At 54.6% G+C, this 17,394-nt stretch carries 15 protein-coding genes, 6 tRNA genes and 1 other RNA gene; 10 read left to right on the forward strand and 12 right to left on the reverse strand.

What is annotated here, in order from left to right; all coding sequences use genetic code 11:
* Positions 1-43 precede the first annotated feature (43 nt).
* Genes FFB58_RS10210 through FFB58_RS10220 form a run of 3 tightly spaced genes read left to right on the forward strand, consistent with a single transcriptional unit; the run spans position 44 to position 2,455 of the window.
* Positions 44-1,300 carry a nucleoside permease gene (locus FFB58_RS10210; protein WP_138369800.1) on the forward strand — a complete coding sequence of 419 codons (1,257 nt, stop codon included), beginning with the start codon at positions 44-46 and terminating at the stop codon, positions 1,298-1,300.
* 57 nt (positions 1,301-1,357) lie between these two features.
* On the forward strand, positions 1,358-1,525 hold the full coding sequence (locus tag FFB58_RS10215) for a DUF1427 family protein (RefSeq protein WP_039029647.1): 168 nt from the start codon (positions 1,358-1,360) through the stop codon (positions 1,523-1,525).
* A 45-nt stretch (positions 1,526-1,570) separates the two neighbouring features.
* Positions 1,571-2,455 (forward strand): LysR family transcriptional regulator, encoded by an 885-nt coding sequence (locus FFB58_RS10220; RefSeq protein WP_138369801.1) that lies wholly within the window; start codon positions 1,571-1,573, stop codon positions 2,453-2,455.
* Between the two features lie 49 nt (positions 2,456-2,504).
* On the opposite strand, the gene FFB58_RS10225 is transcribed toward FFB58_RS10220, so the two are convergent.
* From FFB58_RS10225 to FFB58_RS10250, 6 genes are all read right to left on the reverse strand, one after another.
* A complete protein-coding gene (locus FFB58_RS10225) occupies positions 2,505-2,849 on the reverse strand; it encodes a FlxA-like family protein (RefSeq protein WP_039029645.1) in 345 nt (114 codons plus the stop codon).
* A 120-nt stretch (positions 2,850-2,969) separates the two neighbouring features.
* Positions 2,970-3,094, reverse strand: a non-coding RNA gene (locus tag FFB58_RS10230) — RtT sRNA.
* A gap of 29 nt (positions 3,095-3,123) precedes the next feature.
* A tRNA-Lys gene (locus FFB58_RS10235) sits at positions 3,124-3,199 on the reverse strand.
* 4 nt (positions 3,200-3,203) lie between these two features.
* Positions 3,204-3,279: transfer RNA gene (locus FFB58_RS10240), tRNA-Val, on the reverse strand.
* A gap of 48 nt (positions 3,280-3,327) precedes the next feature.
* Positions 3,328-3,403, reverse strand: a tRNA-Val gene (locus tag FFB58_RS10245).
* A gap of 44 nt (positions 3,404-3,447) precedes the next feature.
* Positions 3,448-3,523, reverse strand: a tRNA-Val gene (locus FFB58_RS10250).
* A 257-nt stretch (positions 3,524-3,780) separates the two neighbouring features.
* Between FFB58_RS10250 and gltX the strand changes: the two genes are divergently transcribed.
* The gene (gene gltX / locus FFB58_RS10255) at positions 3,781-5,196 is read left to right on the forward strand and encodes a glutamate--tRNA ligase (protein WP_039032598.1); all 1,416 of its coding nucleotides are present in this window, start codon (positions 3,781-3,783) and stop codon (positions 5,194-5,196) included.
* 41 nt (positions 5,197-5,237) lie between these two features.
* Here gltX and FFB58_RS10260 read toward each other — a convergent pair whose 3' ends face one another.
* Positions 5,238-5,624 carry a YfeC-like transcriptional regulator gene (locus tag FFB58_RS10260; RefSeq protein ID WP_039032599.1) on the reverse strand — a complete coding sequence of 129 codons (387 nt, stop codon included), beginning with the start codon at positions 5,622-5,624 and terminating at the stop codon, positions 5,238-5,240.
* A 1-nt stretch (position 5,625) separates the two neighbouring features.
* Positions 5,626-5,985 (reverse strand): YfeC-like transcriptional regulator, encoded by a 360-nt coding sequence (locus tag FFB58_RS10265; RefSeq protein ID WP_039032600.1) that lies wholly within the window; start codon positions 5,983-5,985, stop codon positions 5,626-5,628.
* Positions 5,986-6,205: 220 nt separating this feature from the next.
* Here FFB58_RS10265 and FFB58_RS10270 point away from each other — a divergent pair.
* The 3 genes from FFB58_RS10270 (at position 6,206) to FFB58_RS10280 (ending at position 8,784) form a co-directional block, all read left to right on the forward strand.
* Positions 6,206-6,281, forward strand: a tRNA-Ala gene (locus FFB58_RS10270).
* A gap of 41 nt (positions 6,282-6,322) precedes the next feature.
* Positions 6,323-6,398: transfer RNA gene (locus tag FFB58_RS10275), tRNA-Ala, on the forward strand.
* Positions 6,399-6,600: 202 nt separating this feature from the next.
* Positions 6,601-8,784, forward strand: coding sequence for an EAL domain-containing protein (locus FFB58_RS10280; protein WP_138369802.1), 2,184 nt, complete (start codon positions 6,601-6,603; stop codon positions 8,782-8,784).
* A gap of 53 nt (positions 8,785-8,837) precedes the next feature.
* Here the strand turns inward: FFB58_RS10280 and FFB58_RS10285 are convergent, their stop codons facing one another.
* Positions 8,838-10,025 carry a NupC/NupG family nucleoside CNT transporter gene (locus FFB58_RS10285; RefSeq protein ID WP_039032602.1) on the reverse strand — a complete coding sequence of 396 codons (1,188 nt, stop codon included), beginning with the start codon at positions 10,023-10,025 and terminating at the stop codon, positions 8,838-8,840.
* A 344-nt stretch (positions 10,026-10,369) separates the two neighbouring features.
* Between FFB58_RS10285 and FFB58_RS10290 the strand changes: the two genes are divergently transcribed.
* Positions 10,370-11,611 carry an Nramp family divalent metal transporter gene (locus FFB58_RS10290; protein ID WP_039032603.1) on the forward strand — a complete coding sequence of 414 codons (1,242 nt, stop codon included), beginning with the start codon at positions 10,370-10,372 and terminating at the stop codon, positions 11,609-11,611.
* Between the two features lie 29 nt (positions 11,612-11,640).
* Here FFB58_RS10290 and FFB58_RS10295 read toward each other — a convergent pair whose 3' ends face one another.
* On the reverse strand, positions 11,641-11,985 hold the full coding sequence (locus FFB58_RS10295; protein WP_039032604.1) for a DUF2502 domain-containing protein: 345 nt from the start codon (positions 11,983-11,985) through the stop codon (positions 11,641-11,643).
* 126 nt (positions 11,986-12,111) lie between these two features.
* The gene (gene mgrA, locus FFB58_RS10300; protein WP_138369803.1) at positions 12,112-13,110 is read right to left on the reverse strand and encodes an L-glyceraldehyde 3-phosphate reductase; all 999 of its coding nucleotides are present in this window, start codon (positions 13,108-13,110) and stop codon (positions 12,112-12,114) included.
* Positions 13,111-13,294: 184 nt separating this feature from the next.
* On the opposite strand from mgrA, the gene ipdC reads away from it, so the two are divergent.
* Positions 13,295-14,950: an indolepyruvate decarboxylase gene (ipdC, locus tag FFB58_RS10305; protein ID WP_138369804.1), complete on the forward strand. Its 1,656-nt coding sequence runs from the start codon at positions 13,295-13,297 to the stop codon at positions 14,948-14,950.
* Here ipdC and FFB58_RS10310 read toward each other — a convergent pair whose 3' ends face one another.
* Entirely contained in the window at positions 14,951-16,186 is a 1,236-nt protein-coding gene (locus tag FFB58_RS10310; RefSeq protein ID WP_138369805.1) for an ion channel protein, read from the reverse strand.
* Positions 16,187-16,390: 204 nt separating this feature from the next.
* Here FFB58_RS10310 and glk point away from each other — a divergent pair, with 204 nt between their 5' ends.
* A complete protein-coding gene (glk, locus tag FFB58_RS10315; RefSeq protein WP_039032608.1) occupies positions 16,391-17,356 on the forward strand; it encodes a glucokinase in 966 nt (321 codons plus the stop codon).
* The last annotated feature ends 38 nt before the right edge of the window (positions 17,357-17,394 follow it).

Below are 17,394 nucleotides of genomic sequence, written 5' to 3' on the forward strand. Positions count from 1 at the left end.
TGCCCCTGAAAAGGGGCTTAGCCTCTGCGGCAAGGAATAAAAAATGGGTATAACCTCCCGACTGAAGATCATGTCGTTTTTGCAGTATTTCATCTGGGGAAGCTGGCTGGTCACCCTGGGGTCATACATGATTAACACCCTCCATTTCAGCGGTGCCAACGTCGGCATGGTCTACAGCTCCAAAGGGCTGGCGGCGATTATCATGCCCGGCATTATGGGGATTATTGCTGACAAATGGCTGCGTGCCGAACGGGCCTACATGCTGTGTCATCTGGTCTGCGCCGGAATGCTGCTGTATGCGACGACCGTGACCGATCCGGACACTATGTTCTGGGTGATGCTGATTAACGCCATGGCCTATATGCCGACCATTGCGCTCTCAAACAGCATCTCCTATTCGTGTCTTGCCCAGGCAGGAAAGGATCCTGTTACGGCCTTTCCGCCTGTGCGGGTGTTTGGCACGTTAGGGTTTATTCTCGCCATGTGGACGGTAAGTCTGATGGGCCTCGAGCTGAGCAGTGCGCAGCTGTTTATCGCCGCGGGTGCCTCATTGCTGCTGTCGTCCTACGCGCTGACGCTTCCGAAGATCCCGGTTGCTGAAAAGAGAGTGGAGACCACGCTCATCAGCAAGCTCGGTCTGGATGCCTTCGTGCTGTTTAAAAATCCGCGGATGGCCATCTTCTTTCTGTTCGCGATGATGCTTGGCGCGGTGCTGCAAATCACTAACGTCTTTGGCAATCCGTTTCTCCACGATTTTGCCCGTGACCCGGCGTTTACGGATAGCTTTGTCGTTAAGTATCCCTCCATTTTGCTCTCCGTTTCGCAGATGGCAGAGGTGGGCTTCATCCTGACCATCCCGTTCTTCCTGAAGCGTTATGGCATCAAAACCGTGATGCTGATGAGCATGCTAGCCTGGACCTTACGCTTTGGTTTCTTTGCCTTTGGCGATCCGTCTCCAACAGGCGTGGTTCTGCTGCTGATGTCGATGATTGTGTATGGCTGCGCGTTCGATTTCTTCAATATTTCGGGCTCGGTATTCGTCGAACAGGAGGTGAGCTCCACCATTCGCGCCAGCGCGCAAGGGCTGTTTATGACCATGGTGAATGGCGTCGGCGCCTGGGTCGGCTCCATTCTGAGCGGGATGGCGGTGGATTACTTCTCGGTGGAGGGCGTTAAAGACTGGCAAACCATCTGGTTGCTGTTTGCGGCCTATACCCTGGCGCTGGCAGCGATCTTTGCGGTGTGCTTCAAATATCAGCATAAGCCTGAAGCGTTAGCGGCTCAGTCTTTGACCCACTAGGGCATTTTTACTGGCGAGGGGATGCTCGCCAGTCCATTTAATCAGCAGGGACAGTGTATGAAAGACATTCTTTTCTCATCGGGCATTGGTTTCGGTATCGGGGCGTTATTCACCTTATGCCGGTTACCTATTCCGGCACCCAATGTGTTACCCGGCGTACTTTCCATCGTATTTATGTATCTTGGCTACATTGCGGTTCAATTCATTTTTCGCCAGGCGGTATGATAAATTCGTTCCGTTACTCTCTTTTCTGTAAGGAGCGCAGGGGTGATGGAACGAACAACCCGCATCGATCTAAAGCTGCTGCGTTACTTTCTCGCCGTGGCAGAAGAACTTCATTTTGGACGGGCTGCGGCCCGTCTTAACATGTCCCAACCCCCCTTAAGTATGCATATCAAAGAGCTGGAACAGCAGCTCGGTACGCTGTTGTTTCTTCGTCACTCACGCAGTGTGGCATTAACCCATGCCGGTAAAATCCTGATGGAAGAGTCACGTCGCTTGCTCTCCAGTGCGAACCAGATTCTGGCGCGGGTAGAGCAGATTGGGCGGGGTGAAGCAGGGCGAATTGAGCTTGGCGTGGTGGGCACGGCGATGTGGGGAAAGATGCGCCCTGTTATGCACCAGTTTCTGAAAACGCATCCTGACATCGAGGTGATTTTCCGGGAAAAAATGCCTGCAAAGCAGATGGCGCTGCTGGAAAGACGCGAGCTGGATGCGGGCATCTGGCGAATGGCGACGGAGCCGATGGCGGGATTTACCCGTGTACGCCTGCACGAGTCGTCATTTCTGGTAGCAATGCCGGAGGATCATGCTCTGACCGCCCGTGACGTCGTGCCGCTAGAGGCGTTACGGTATGAATGTTTTGTTACCATGCCCGCCATGCATACCGACTGGGTCTTCCTGCAGCGGGTTTGTCAGAGCGTTGGCTTCTCGCCCAGGGTGGTGCGTGAAGTGATGGAGCCGCAAACCGTACTCGCTATGATCAGCATGGGTCTGGGGATTACGCTTATCGCCGACAGCTATGCGCAGATGAACTGGCCCGGCGTGGTGTTCCGTCCGCTTGAGGAGCGTATTCCGGCGGATTTGTATGTCGTCTACGAAGAGCAGCAGTTGACGGGGGCGATGGCAAAACTGATCGCGGCGCTGACCGCGTAAACAGAAATTGTGCAGGCGCTGCATCAGGCCTGCACATCTTTAGCAAACGTCAGACGTAAATATCAATCTGATGCTCAGCGGAAGGGGAGTTAACGCCTTCCACCTTACCTTGCTGTTTGTCCTGCTTCTGCTGGGCTTCTTCCGCCTGACGACGCTGCAGCTGCTCCAGCTGCGCCTGCAGCATTCTGATCTGCGCCTGCAGCAGGTCCTGCTGGGTTTGTTTCTCTTCCGCCGTGCCGCTGCCGTTAGCTACGTCTTTCAGCTGTTTGGTCAGTTTAGTAATTTGTGAGGTGAGGCGGCTAATTTGCGATGCAATGTCGCTACCGGCGGAGCCACTGCTGCTGCCGCTGCTTTTTGTTTGTATTGAGGGTGTGGATGCCTGAATGGTTGTCATGCTGATTTCCTCTGCCTAAAGAAGAGGTATCGGCAGAAAATTGAAGGACTTGAGAATATCTACCTGAACTGGTAGGGATTGCAGATAGCAAAAAAGCGCCTTTAGGGCGCTTTTTTACATTGGTGGGTCGTGCAGGATGACTCGCTTCGCTCGCCCTTCGGGCCGTCGCCGTAACGGCTCCGGTGCCTCACTCTGTTCGGCTCGAACCTGCAGCAGGTTCGAATCTTCCATATCGCAGATAGCAAAAAAGCGCCTTTAGGGCGCTTTTTTACATTGGTGGGTCGTGCAGGATTCGAACCTGCGACCAATTGATTAAAAGTCAACTGCTCTACCAACTGAGCTAACGACCCGAAGTGGTGGGTGATGACGGGATCGAACCGCCGACCCCCTCCTTGTAAGGGAGGTGCTCTCCCAGCTGAGCTAATCACCCACTTCGGTACTTCATTTACTACTGCAAGAAATCCAGCTGGCGAGAAAGTGGTGGGTGATGACGGGATCGAACCGCCGACCCCCTCCTTGTAAGGGAGGTGCTCTCCCAGCTGAGCTAATCACCCACTTCTCAATTTCTTGCTACACGGCGGAGACTACATAAAGTAGTTGGTGGGTGATGACGGGTTCGAACCGCCGACCCCCTCCTTGTAAGGGAGGTGCTCTCCCAGCTGAGCTAATCACCCCCGCTGTGTGGAGTCGCATTATAGGGAGAGTTGAAAATGAGTCAACGCCTTTTCTAAAGATTTTGTTCGTTCGTCGTAAAATTAAACAAAACGATCGCAAAACCACCTGTGATGCATGATTTCTAAACAAAAACGGCTACAAAGAACGATCTGACAGCAACAAGATTGAGGAATCAGGCTGGAGTGATAGAATATTGCCCACTTTAGTTTCCAGGATATGCCGGTTGTCGGCATCTTTATCACTGTAAGGCCACTTCATGAAAATCAAAACTCGCTTCGCGCCAAGCCCGACAGGCTACCTGCACGTCGGCGGTGCGCGTACTGCTCTCTATTCCTGGCTGTTTGCTCGCAACCAGGGCGGTGAGTTTGTGCTGCGTATCGAAGATACCGATCTTGAACGCTCCACGCCGGAAGCAATCGAAGCCATTATGGATGGTATGAACTGGCTTAATCTGGAGTGGGACGAAGGCCCTTATTTCCAGACCAAACGTTTTGATCGCTACAACGCCGTTATTGATGACATGCTGGAAGCGGGCACTGCCTATAAGTGCTACTGCTCGAAAGAGCGTCTGGAAGCGCTGCGCGAAGAGCAGATGGCGAATAACGAAAAGCCACGCTACGACGGCCGCTGCCGTCACGATCATTCACACCACGCGGCGGACGAACCCTGCGTAGTGCGTTTCGCTAACCCGCAGGAAGGCTCGGTCATTTTTGACGATCAGATCCGCGGCCCGATCGAATTCAGCAATCAGGAGCTGGACGATCTGATTATCCGCCGTACCGACGGCTCACCAACCTATAACTTCTGTGTTGTGGTTGATGACTGGGATATGGCGATCACCCACGTGGTGCGTGGCGAAGACCATATCAACAACACCCCACGTCAGATCAACATCCTTAAAGCGCTGAATGCACCTGTACCGGTTTATGCGCACGTTTCAATGATCAACGGTGACGACGGTAAAAAACTGTCCAAACGCCACGGCGCGGTCAGCGTGATGCAGTATCGCGATGACGGCTACCTGCCGGAAGCGCTGCTGAACTATCTGGTGCGTCTGGGCTGGTCCCATGGCGATCAGGAGATCTTCAGCCGTGAAGAGATGATCAAGCTCTTTACCCTGAGCGCGGTAGGTAAGTCTGCGAGTGCGTTCAACACCGATAAACTGCTGTGGCTGAACCATCATTACATCAATACTCTGCCGCCAGAGTACGTTGCGACCCAGCTGCAGTGGCATATTGAGCAGGCGAACATCGATACCCGCAACGGTCCACAGCTGGCCGATCTGATCAAACTGCTGGGCGAGCGCTGTAAAACCCTGAAAGAGATCGCGGAAAACTGCCGTTACTTCTATGAAGAATACGATGAGTTTGACGCCGACGCCGCGAAGAAGCACCTGCGCCCGGTTGCGCGTCAGCCGCTGGAAGTGGTTCGCGATAAACTGGCTGCCATTACCGACTGGAGCGCTGAGAATGTCCATAATGCCATTCAGGCGACAGCAGATGAGCTGGAAGTCGGGATGGGTAAAGTGGGCATGCCGCTGCGTGTCGCTGTTACCGGTGCCGGTCAGTCCCCGGCGCTGGACGTTACCGTACACGCGATTGGTAAAACCCGCAGCGTGGCGCGTATCAACAGAGCGCTCGATTTTATTGCTGAGCGCGAAAGCCAGCAGTAATCAGAAAGCAAAAACAAAACGGCAGGTTTCCCTGCCGTTTTTTATTCCTCTGGCTGATGAATGTTCAGCCGCACCAGAAAACCCTGTATCCCTTCCCGAGCCAGCAAAACGGCAAGCCGCTCCTGTTCTGGCGGAGTCATATTTTCCAGCGCATCGATAATCTGACGCAGCACGGCAACGGGCTCATAGCTGGCCGCGGTTTCAGCAAGCTGATAGTTAGCCTGTCGTTTACGAATGGCGGGGATGTTCATGATGTGCTCGCGCACCTGTGCATCAATATGAATGAGACGCGCCTTACCGCCTTTAACGCCATTAATGCCTTCCGTTTTCCAGTTATTCTTGCGTACCCAGCGGTTAACGGTTTGCCTGGCGACCCCCAGCGTATCCGACAGCTCTTCGGTGGTCATTTTGCTACGTAATTTTTTCATATTATTTTTGCTCGCGGATCCCTAAGCGTTGCAACAATCCGGTGATCCCTTCCCGGAGTAATAAAGAGGTCAGTTGTTTCTGTTCCGTGGGTGTCATTTCGTTGGCCAGCGTGATCAGCAGGGCCTGCAGCGAGTTATCTGCATAAACGTCAGGTGAGGGCACCACATCCGGGGCTCTGCGTGCGTTGCGAATAAACTCCCGAACTTTCTCATTCACATGCACCAGGCGCGCTTTACCGCCCTGAACACCGGGTTTCGGTGATGTGGACCAACCCTCTTTGCGCACCCATTTATTGATGGTCTGTCGGCTGTAGCCTGTGAGCCGGGCCAGCTCTTCCGGCGTCATTCGTTCCTTGATCATGCAATTTCCTGAGTAAGAGTGTGGGTAATTAGTGGCTCATTTTATAACACCGTTTTACTGGAAAACGTGACAAGATTAACTCATGGCTGCGAGCACTCTCGCAATGTGATTCATTTGCATGAATTTTCAGCGGTTGAACCACAGTGTGAGATTTTGCCGTTGACACTCAGCAATGGAATTCATATTATGCCGCCCGTCAACACGACACGCTTTACGCGATGGGGCTATAGCTCAGCTGGGAGAGCGCTTGCATGGCATGCAAGAGGTCAGCGGTTCGATCCCGCTTAGCTCCACCAAACTCTGAACCCAACAGAGTCTGGTGCGTAAAGAAAACTGTGGGGCTATAGCTCAGCTGGGAGAGCGCTTGCATGGCATGCAAGAGGTCAGCGGTTCGATCCCGCTTAGCTCCACCAAAATTTAAACCCTCGCCGAATGGCGGGGGTTTTTTTATGCCTGCAATAAACCGTTTATCTCTTTTTCCTGTAAATAAATCTTGTTTAGGTAAATTCTTAGTCAGGAAATGCTATTTCCCGGCCTTGAACTTGAATTGCCTTTTTAAAGGAAATAGTATTTATGTGAAATTAATATCGCCAGGTAAATAGTTTAACAAAATTAATGAACACTAAAATTAATATTAACTTAAAGAGCTTCACGCTCGCCCTGGCGTTATGCCTCGTCTTCGTCCCTTTCTCCCGTCTTATTTCACCGAAATCTGTTATCGATGGTTTTGAGGTTTATCTGGCATGGATGCCGCTGAGCGTCATGCTGGCGATAATATTATTATTTGGTCGCCAGGCAATTATTCCAATCGTTATTAGTTTCGCCATAATTAACCAGTGGAACCTTCAATTATCGCCGGAGCAGGATGTTATTTTGCTGTTCTGTCAGGTGTTTAGCACGCTGCTGGTCTGCGGGATCCTGCGCTGGCTGCTTGGTTCGCGCTGGCGCTATCAGATACCCAGCCGCTTTCTTGGGGCGCGCATTTTCTGGTTAGGATTTGCCTTACCCCTGGCAATAAAACTCTCAATGTTTCTTGCCGGTTATTTTTGTGACTTCCCTGTTACCCTTGCTAATTTCTCTGACAGAGGTTCCGTCATATATCACATCGTGGATATTCAGAGCCTGATTTGCGCCGTTCTGATTTTCACTATGCTGTTCTATTATCCTTTAAGAATGATTATTAATCCGAATTATGCGCGCGCTTTCTGGCGGCGGAATATTAATAATTCATTTTCAATTCGCAACCAAATATTTACATCCGTATTACTTCTGTTGCTTGCCGCTTTCTTGCTTCTGCTCTGTTTGCCTTTTACTTCCGATATTATTGCGGGCTACCTGGTACCGGTGATATTCATTCTGTTCACCTTAGGCGTGAGTCGATTCCGCTATCCCTTCATTACGTTGGGCTGGGCGTTGAGCACACTGCTGCTGCTGACCTACAACAGCAATTTTTTACAGGGCGTGCAAAACGGCTACTCACTGGCGTTCGTGCTGTCGGTGCTGATCTCCTTCGCTATCTGTCTGGTTTATATGTCTCGTATTTTTCAGCGCAGCGAATGGCTTAAACGTGGCTGGCAGGAAAGGGCGTTGATCGATCCCCTGACGGGACTGCGTAACCTGCGCGCGCTGGAGTGCTTCCTGAGTGACAACAGAGAGGTCACCCTGTGCTGTTTACGGATGGATAATCTGGAGTTCCTGAGCCGTCACTATGGCCTGATGATGCGCGTGCAGTGCAAACGGGCCATCATTCGCCAGCTCCAGCCGCTGCTGATGGCCAATGAGCAGGTTTTCCAGATCCCGGGTAATGAGCTGGTGGTGGTGCTCAGCGGGCCGGAAACCGGGGCGCGCTTGCAGCACATCATTGATTACATGAACAGCCGCAAAATTTACTGGAACAATATCGGTCTGGATATTGAATTTGGCGGCGCCTGGGGCGGCGTGGAGTCTAACGGCGGAGAAAGCCTGTATCACACGCTGGGCCAGTTAAGCTGGCTGGCGGAAAAAGCCTGCTCGGCGAACCAGGTTCTGTCCCTGAATAACAGCCTTGAAACGGTTTCAGGCCAGACGACAGAGCGCGTGCTGATGCTGAGTCGCATCAAGCGGGCGCTGGATGAGGGGGGATTACGCCTGTACGCGCAACCCATTCAGCGAGCCGATGGCTTGGGTTACCACGAAATCCTGTCTCGCCTGGAAAGTGAGGGTGAGCTCTTAACGCCTGATAAGTTCTTGCCGCTGGTAGCGCAGTTTAACCTTAGCCGCCGCTTCGATATCGGCGTGGTTGAATCATTGTTGGCCTGGCTGCAGGAGCATCCCTCAGACGATTGCTGCGCGCGTTTTTCCGTGAATCTGATGCCCTTGACGCTGATGCAAAAAGAGGTGGCGGCAGAGATCATTACTCTGTTTGAACGTTACGGGGTGAGGCCGCAGTCGGTGATTATCGAGGTGACCGAAGAGCAGGCGTTCTCCAACTCGGAAGTCAGTATGGCCAACATTCAGCAGCTGCGTCAGTACGGCTTTAAAATCGCCATCGACGATTTCGGTACCGGCTACGCCAACTACGAGCGGCTCAAGCGCCTGGAGGCGGACGTCATTAAAATTGATGGCTGCTTCGTCAAGGATATCTGCAGCGATAGCATGGATGCGATGATTGTGAAATCCATCTGCAATCTGGCGAAGACCCGCTCCCTGTGCGTGGTGGCGGAATTTGTTGAAACGGAGGAGCAGCGCGAGAAGTTGCTCGCCTCGGGGGTGGACTATCTGCAGGGATACCTGGTCGGCAAACCGCAACCGCTTCAGTAAATGACAGGCGAAAAAAAACCGGGGACTTATCATCCCCGGTTTTTTTATGCTGATTACAGTACCAGTGCGGCGATAGACGCAGACAGGACGCTGACCAGCGTAGAACCGTAAACCAGTTTCAGGCCGAAGCGGGAAACCACGTTACCCTGCTCTTCGTTCAGACCTTTAATCGCACCGGCGATGATGCCGATGGAAGAGAAGTTAGCGAAAGAGACCAGGAAGACGGACAGAATGCCTTCGGCGCGCGGGGAGAGGGAACCGGCGATTTTCTGCAGATCCATCATTGCGACGAATTCGTTAGAAACCAGTTTGGTTGCCATAATACTGCCCACCTGCAGCGCTTCGCTTGCCGGTACACCCATCACCCAGGCTACCGGGTAGAAGATGTAACCCAGAATGCCCTGGAAGGAGATACCCAGCACGGCAGCAAACAGGGCGTTCAGTGCGGAGATCAGCGCGATAAAGCCGATCAGCATCGCCGCAACGATAACCGCAACCTTGAAGCCTGCCAGGATGTATTCACCCAGCATTTCAAAGAAGCTCTGGCCTTCGTGCAGGTTAGCCATCTGCAGGTTCTCTTCACTTTCATCCACGCGGTACGGGTTGATCAGTGACAGAACGATAAAGGTGCTGAACATGTTCAGAACCAGCGCAGCAACCACGTATTTTGGCTCCAGCATGGTCATATACGCGCCCACGATAGACATGGAAACGGTAGACATTGCCGTGGCCGCCATGGTGTACATGCGGTTGCGGGACATTTTGCCGAGGATATCTTTATAGGCGATGAAGTTCTCAGACTGACCGAGGATCAGGGAACTTACGGCGTTGAAAGACTCCAGTTTGCCCATGCCGTTCACTTTAGACAGCACGGTACCGATAGCGCGGATCACAATCGGCAGAATGCGAATGTGCTGCAGGATACCGATCAGGGCAGAGATAAAGACAATTGGGCACAGCACTTTCAGGAAGAAGAATGCCAGACCTTCGTCGTTCATCTTACCGAACACGAAGTTGGTCCCTTCATTAGCGAATCCGAGGAGTTTTTCGAACATCTCGGAGAAGCCTTTTACGAAGCCCAGCCCCACGTCTGAGTTCAGGAAGAACCAGGCGAGCAATACTTCAATAACGAGTAACTGAACAACATAGCGAATGCGGATCTTTTTGCGATCGCTGCTGACCAGCAACGCAAGCACGGCAACGACAACAAGTGCCAGGACAAAATGTAGGACGCGGTCCATATTTGCTCCAAATATGAGGCAGGTTTAATTTCGCTGCACATTCTATGAAACAAGCGTAAAGAAAACGAGATCAAAGCCACACTATCGTTGAGTCCTGTGACGAGTCTCAAAAATAGTGACATACGATACATTTTCGTTATGTTGTGTAAATGAATTAAAAGTTAAGTTTGTGTGCTACGCTTCACAAAGGTTGCGTGCATTTTCGCCGTCAACTTATCCACGACTCAGCCTGCTTATCGTTCTTCGCTATCGGTGCAATCACTATAACCCTTTTAAATGAACTTGATAATCATTCGCATTTTGATAGCATTAAACATAGCAAAGGCTATATTTCTGAGGCAAAAATGAGCAATAGTCGCGTTGATGAGAGTAGCAGTGGCAGAGCAGCACGCAAAATGCGGTTCGCATTAATGGGACCTGCGTTTATTGCCGCCATTGGCTATATCGATCCCGGTAACTTTGCGACCAACATCCAGGCCGGGGCCAGCTTTGGCTACAAACTGCTGTGGGTGGTGGTCTGGGCCAACCTGATGGCGATGATGATCCAGGTGCTGTCGGCAAAACTGGGTATCGCTACCGGGAAAAACCTCGCGGAGCAGATCCGCGACCACTATCCGCGTCCGTTGGTCTGGTTTTACTGGGTGCAGGCTGAAATTATTGCCATGGCGACCGACCTCGCGGAGTTTATCGGGGCGGCCATCGGCTTTAAGCTGATCCTCGGCGTGTCGCTGTTGCAGGGGGCGGTATTAACCGGTATTGCCACTTTCCTTATTCTGATGCTGCAACGACGCGGGCAAAAGCCGCTGGAGAAAGTGATTGGCGGCCTGCTGCTGTTCGTGGCGGCGGCCTATATCGTGGAGCTAATCTTCTCCCGGCCTGACTTTGCACAGTTAGCGAAAGGGATGGCGATCCCGAGCCTGCCCACCACGGAAGCGGTGTTCCTTGCGGCCGGGGTGCTGGGTGCGACTATTATGCCGCACGTCATTTATCTGCACTCGTCGCTGACCCAGAACCTGCACGGAGGCTCGCGGCATGAGCGCTACTCTGCGACAAAATGGGACGTGGCGATCGCCATGACCATCGCCGGGTTTGTCAATCTGGCGATGATGGCTACCGCCGCAGCGGCGTTCCATTTCAACGGCCATACCGGTATTGCCGATCTCGACCAGGCCTACCTGACGCTGGAACCGCTACTCAGCCATGCGGCGGCCACTATTTTTGGTCTGAGTCTGGTGGCGGCGGGTCTCTCTTCTACCGTCGTGGGCACGCTGGCGGGGCAGGTGGTGATGCAGGGCTTTGTGCGCTTCCACATTCCTCTGTGGGTGCGCCGCTCGATCACCATGCTGCCGTCGTTTATTGTGATCCTGATGGGGCTGGATCCGACGCGCATTCTGGTGATGAGCCAGGTGCTGTTGAGCTTCGGTATTGCTCTGGCGCTGGTGCCGCTGCTGGTCTTTACCAGCGACAAAAAGTTGATGGGCGATCTGGTGAACAGTGTGACGGTGAAACGGACCGGGTGGGCAATAGTGGTGCTGGTGGTGGCCCTGAATCTGTGGTTGCTTATCGGGACTGCATTAGGATTGTAAAAAAGGCGCCGTAAGGCGCCTTTTTTATATTAGTGACGATGGCCGTGTCCGCCATGACCACGCCCGTGACCTTTAGGGCCGCGATGGTCATCACGATCGCTCCAGCCTGCGCGATAGCCGCGCTCGTAGGCGTTACGTTTATCCCAGCCACGGTGGTAGCCGTTATCATGTCTGTGCCAGCGATTATCACGCCATTCATAATGACGACGCCAGTAGTCGCGGTCACGCCAGCCGCCGCCGTCCCAGTAGTTACCATAATTATCACGATCGCCAATTTGTAATTTTATGGATGGCAACAGGGTGATTTCGCCAGCATTAGCGACCAGCGGGGCTGAAGCCATTAATACTGCTGCCAGAATCAGGGACCTGAACATGGTTATTCTCCTTCACGATCGGAGCCGTAATCGGCTTGTTAACGCAATTTTAAGGGGCGGTAAAGGCCCGGATAATCGCTTTAACTCCTAATTCAGAAGGCGTAGCACTTTTTGCTAAAAGCGCGTTTAATTTGTGCTGTTCAGAATTAATTCTATTTCGCTGAGTTCCTCAGGCGTGAAATGGCGTTTCGCCAGCATTCCCACCGCATCGTCAATTTGCGCCGTTTTGCTGGCACCAATTAAGACCGAGGTGACGGCCTCCTGATGGAGCACCCACGCCAGCGCCATTTGCGACAGCTTCTGGTTCCGGCGTTCGGCCAGGGCGTTGAGCTGACGCACTTTCGCCAGCTTCTCGTCGGTTATCTGGTCCGGGTTCAGGAAGCGGCTGGTGCTGGCGGCGCGGGAATCTGCCGGAATGCCGTTCAGATAACGGTCGGTCAGCTGGCCGCCCGCAAGCGGCGAAAAGGCAATGCAGCCCACCCCTTTATCCTTAAGCACGTCCAGCAAACCCGCCTCCGGCGCGCGTTCAAACATGGAGTATTTCGGCTGGTGGATAAGGCAGGGGGTGCCCAGGTCATCGAGGATCTCAGCGGCCTGACGCGCCAGTTCTGCCGGATAGTTGGACAGCCCGACGTACAGCGCCTTGCCCTGACGCACGATATGGTCGAGCGCTTTCATCGTCTCCTGTAACGGCGTTTCCGGATCAGGACGGTGGTGATAGAAGATGTCGACATACTCCAGCCCCATGCGTTTCAGGCTCTGATCGAGGCTGGCGATCAGATACTTACGCGAGCCCCAGTCGCCGTAGGGGCCGTCCCACATGGTGTAGCCCGCCTTGGTTGAGATAATCAGCTCATCGCGCCAGGCGCTGAAATCTTCCTGTAAAATCCGTCCGAAATTACGCTCTGCCGAACCCGGCGGTGGACCGTAGTTATTGGCAAGGTCGAAGTGCGTAATGCCCAGGTCAAAGGCACGATGTAAAAGTTGACGGCTGTTTTCAATCAGCGTGGCATCGCCGAAGTTGTGCCACAGCCCCAGGGAGATAGCAGGGAGCTTAAGACCGCTTTGCCCGCATCGTTGATACACCATTGACTGATAACGGTTTTGATCCGCCTGATAAACCATGAGTCTTGCCCCTCTGCGTCAGAATGTCATTCAGTGTATACGTTTACACTAAACGTCAGGCAAGCAGATTACCCCGCGAAAATACGTAAAGCATTATTTCCAAGCGCTGATTATCGCCATTCCTGGACAGCTATCACGCTTCTTCAATACTCAAATTGAAGTCAACATTATAAGGATAACTGTCATGCATACCCCCTACACCGTCGCCGATTACCTGCTGGACCGTCTTACAGATTGTGGTGCCGATCATCTGTTTGGCGTGCCGGGCGACTACAATCTGCAGTTTCTCGATCACGTTATCGCCAGCCCGGATATTGGCTGGGTAGGTTGTGCCAACGAACTGAATGCGGCCTACGCCGCTGATGGATATGCGCGCTGCAAGGGTTTTGCCGCGCTGCTGACGACGTTTGGGGTTGGCGAGCTCAGTGCCATGAACGGCATCGCGGGCAGTTTCGCCGAACATGTTCCGGTACTGCATATCGTCGGCGCACCGGGCAGCGCCTCGCAGAAAAAAGGGGAGTTGTTGCACCATACCCTCGGTGACGGTGAGTTTCGTCATTTCTATAAGATGAGTGAGCCCGTGACCGTGGCGCAGGCGCACCTGACCGAACAGAACGCCTGCTATGAAATTGACCGGGTGTTGACCGAAATGCTCCGTGAGCGCCGCCCTGGCTACATCATGCTGCCTGCCGACGTGGCAAAGAAACCTGCCACTCCGCCTGTAAGCGCGTTCATTGACCGAATTTATGAAAGTGACAGTTTCCGCCTGGATGCATTCCGTCAGGCGGCGGAAAAACGGCTGGCCGCAAGCGATCGCATCGCGCTGCTGGCCGACTTCCTGGTCCTGCGCTACGGCCTGAAAAACCAGATGCAGCGCTGGGTGGACCAGACGCCCGTCGCCCACGCCACCATGCTGATGGGGAAAGGCATTTTTGACGAGCGCAAAGCAGGCTTTGCGGGAACCTACAGCGGCTCCGCCAGCGCGGCCGACGTCAACGAGGCCATTGAAGGCGCTGACACCGTGATCTGCGTGGGCACGCGCTTCACCGATACGCTCACCGCCGGCTTCACCCACAAACTCACCCCTCAGCAGACCATCGACGTGCAGCCGCACGCCTCGCGCATCGGCGATGTCTGGTACACCGGCATCCCGATGACCCAGGCCATTGAAGTGCTCTCCAGCCTGTGCCACCAGTATGCCAACACCAGCAGCACGCCACGCCCGGCACGCCAGCTGCATGCGGTTCATCCCGGCTCATTGACCCAGGACAGCTTCTGGAAAACCCTGCAAACCTATATTCGTCCGGGGGATATTATTCTGGCCGACCAGGGCACCTCGGCGTTTGGTGCGGGCGCGCTGAGGCTGCCGGATGAGGTGAACTTTATCGTGCAACCGATCTGGGGCTCGATTGGTTACACCCTGGCCGCCGCCTACGGTGCCCAGACTGCCTGCCCGGATCGCCGCGTGATTGCGATTACCGGCGACGGCGCGGCACAGCTCACCATTCAGGAGCTGGGCTCGATGCTGCGTGACAAGCAGCGCCCGGTGATCATGGTGCTCAATAACGAAGGGTATACGGTGGAGCGCGCCATTCACGGTCCGAACCAGCGCTATAACGACATTGCGCTGTGGAACTGGACGCAGATCCCGCAGGCCCTCAGCCTGAATTGTCAGGCCGAGTGCTGGCGGGTCAGCGAGACGGTGCAGCTGGAGGAGGTGCTGGAGAGAGTGGGGCACCCGGAACGGCTGTCGCTGATTGAGGTCATGCTGCCGAAAGCCGACGTTCCGCCGCTGCTGAGCGGCATTCTCCAGGCGCTGGAGGCGCGTAAAAGCGCCTGATTATTTCTCCTGACGTCCGGCAATCATCATCGGTCTGCCCGCCAGCAACAGCCAGGCGGGCAGCATCACAATACAGAGCAGCGGCAGCAGGCTGGTGTCCGGCACCACCACTGCCGCCATAAACAGGCTCAGCCACGCATCCCGGGTGACAACCAGAACCAATCCCAGAATGGAACAGGAGATGGTGATCGCCAGCGGAACCGCATCAACGTGCTCGTGCAGCATCAATCCCAGCGCGACGCCAACAAACACCGCCGGGAAAATGCGCCCGCCGCGAAAACCGCAGGCCGCCGCCACCACCAGCGCCGCCAGCTTGATCAGCGCAAAGAGCAGATAATCCGACACGCTGAAGATCTGGCTGAAAGCCATCTGCTGCATCTCGTCCAGCCCCTTAAACAGGGTGATGTTGCCCCCGATGGCGCCCAGGATCCCCAGAATAAATCCGCCGACCCCGAGAATAAGTACGGGATGCTTCAGGCGATGCATCAGCCGGTGCAGGCGCGGCAGACACCACACCGCCACCATGCCCAACGCGATGGCGATGGCGGCAACAATTGCGCCGCTAAATATATCGACCAGCTGCATCTGGCTGTAGTGGGCAATGGGCAGCGAGAAGTTGGGATGGAAGAACAGGCTGGTGGTCAGCGCGCCCGCTGCGGCGGCGAGCAGCGGGGCGAACAGGCGATCCCAGAGCGGGATCTCCGCGTTGCCGCTCAGGGTCTGGGAAAAAATCAGCGCCGCCGCGACGGGGGTGCCGAACAGCGCGCCGATGGTGCCGGCAGAGGCAAGAATGGTCCAGTCCAGGGCGTTCACCCGGGGAAAGACGCGCGCGCCGACGGCGACGGCCAGGGCGATGTTCACCGCCATCACCGGATGCTCAGGCCCGAGGCTGACGCCCCCCGCCAGACCGATAATCAGGGCGATTATCAGCCCCGGGAGGGCGGCGGCGTTGACCGGTTCGCCAATCAACGGCTCTGTGGCCGGGTCGGGCCCGGCATGGCCCGGGGTATAACGGATCACCAGCCCCACGGCGATGCCGGTCAGGGTCAGGGTCAGAATAATCCACGTCGGGGAGTTCGCGCTAAGACCCATTGTGAAGGGTAAAGAGGTCCACAAAAGCGACTGGAGCACCGAGGCAACCTTCATAATGATTATCAGAATCAGACTGGATGCCACGCCAATAATCAGGGCAGGAGGGGCCAGCAGCAGCATCGTTCTGGCTCGCGGATGGAGCATGATGATTTCCTTGTAGAAAATGGCTGTCTTTACTTTGCACTCTCAGCCTTATGGTAATAGTGCAAATGGTGCTGAAACGGTAAAGTTATTCTGTGACGAAGATCGATAATCCTGGGGTGCTTTTATTCAGGTCGTTGTTGTTCTCGGGCCTTGAATTTAGAGTGTGCCAATCAGTTATTTTGACTTTAGCGGAGCAGTAGAAGAATGACAAAGTATGCTTTGGTAGGTGATGTAGGGGGGACTAACGCGCGTCTGGCGTTATGTGACGTCAATACCGGCGAAATCTCCCGCGCCAAAACCTATTCCGGGCTGGATTATCCCAGCCTGGAAGCGGTGGTTCGTGTCTATCTGACGGAGCATGAGGTCAGCGTTGAGGATGGTTGTATCGCTATTGCCTGCCCGATTACCGGCGACTGGGTGGCGATGACCAACCACACCTGGGCATTCTCTATTGCCGAAATGAAAGCCAACCTCGGTTTCGCCCATCTGGAAATTATTAACGACTTTACCGCGGTATCGATGGCGATCCCGATGTTAAAGCCGGAGCATCTGATCCAGTTCGGCGGTACTGAGCCGGTTGAAGGTAAGCCGATTGCCGTGTATGGCGCAGGCACCGGCCTTGGCGTCTCGCATCTGGTGCACGTCGACAAACGCTGGATCAGCCTGCCGGGCGAAGGCGGACACGTGGATTTCGCGCCAAACAGCGAAGAAGAGGGCATTATCCTTGAAGAGTTGCGCGCGGAGATCGGCCACGTATCCGCAGAGCGCGTGCTCTCCGGCCCGGGCCTGGTGAATCTCTACCGGGCAATCGTGAAATCCGACGGCCGTCTGCCGGAAAACCTGCAGCCGAAAGACGTCACCGAACGCGCGCTGGAAGATTCCTGTACCGACTGTCGTCGCGCGCTGTCGCTGTTCTGCGTCATCATGGGGCGTTTTGGCGGCAACCTGGCGCTGAATCTCAGCACCTTTGGCGGGGTCTATATCGCGGGCGGGATCGTGCCGCGCTTCCTCGACTTCTTTAAATCATCCGGTTTCCGCGGCGGATTTGAAGATAAAGGCCGCTTCCGCGATTACGTCCGGGATATCCCGGTGTACCTGATCGTGCATGACAACCCGGGCCTGCTGGGCTCTGGTGCGCATCTGCGTCAGACGCTGGGCCAGGTACTGTAACAGCCCGTCCCCGGTGACGTCCGTCACCGGGGCACTCC

The organism is Enterobacter sp. MF024, from assembly GCF_005843915.1.
GTDB classification, from domain to species: Bacteria; Pseudomonadota; Gammaproteobacteria; order Enterobacterales; family Enterobacteriaceae; genus Enterobacter; species Enterobacter barmai.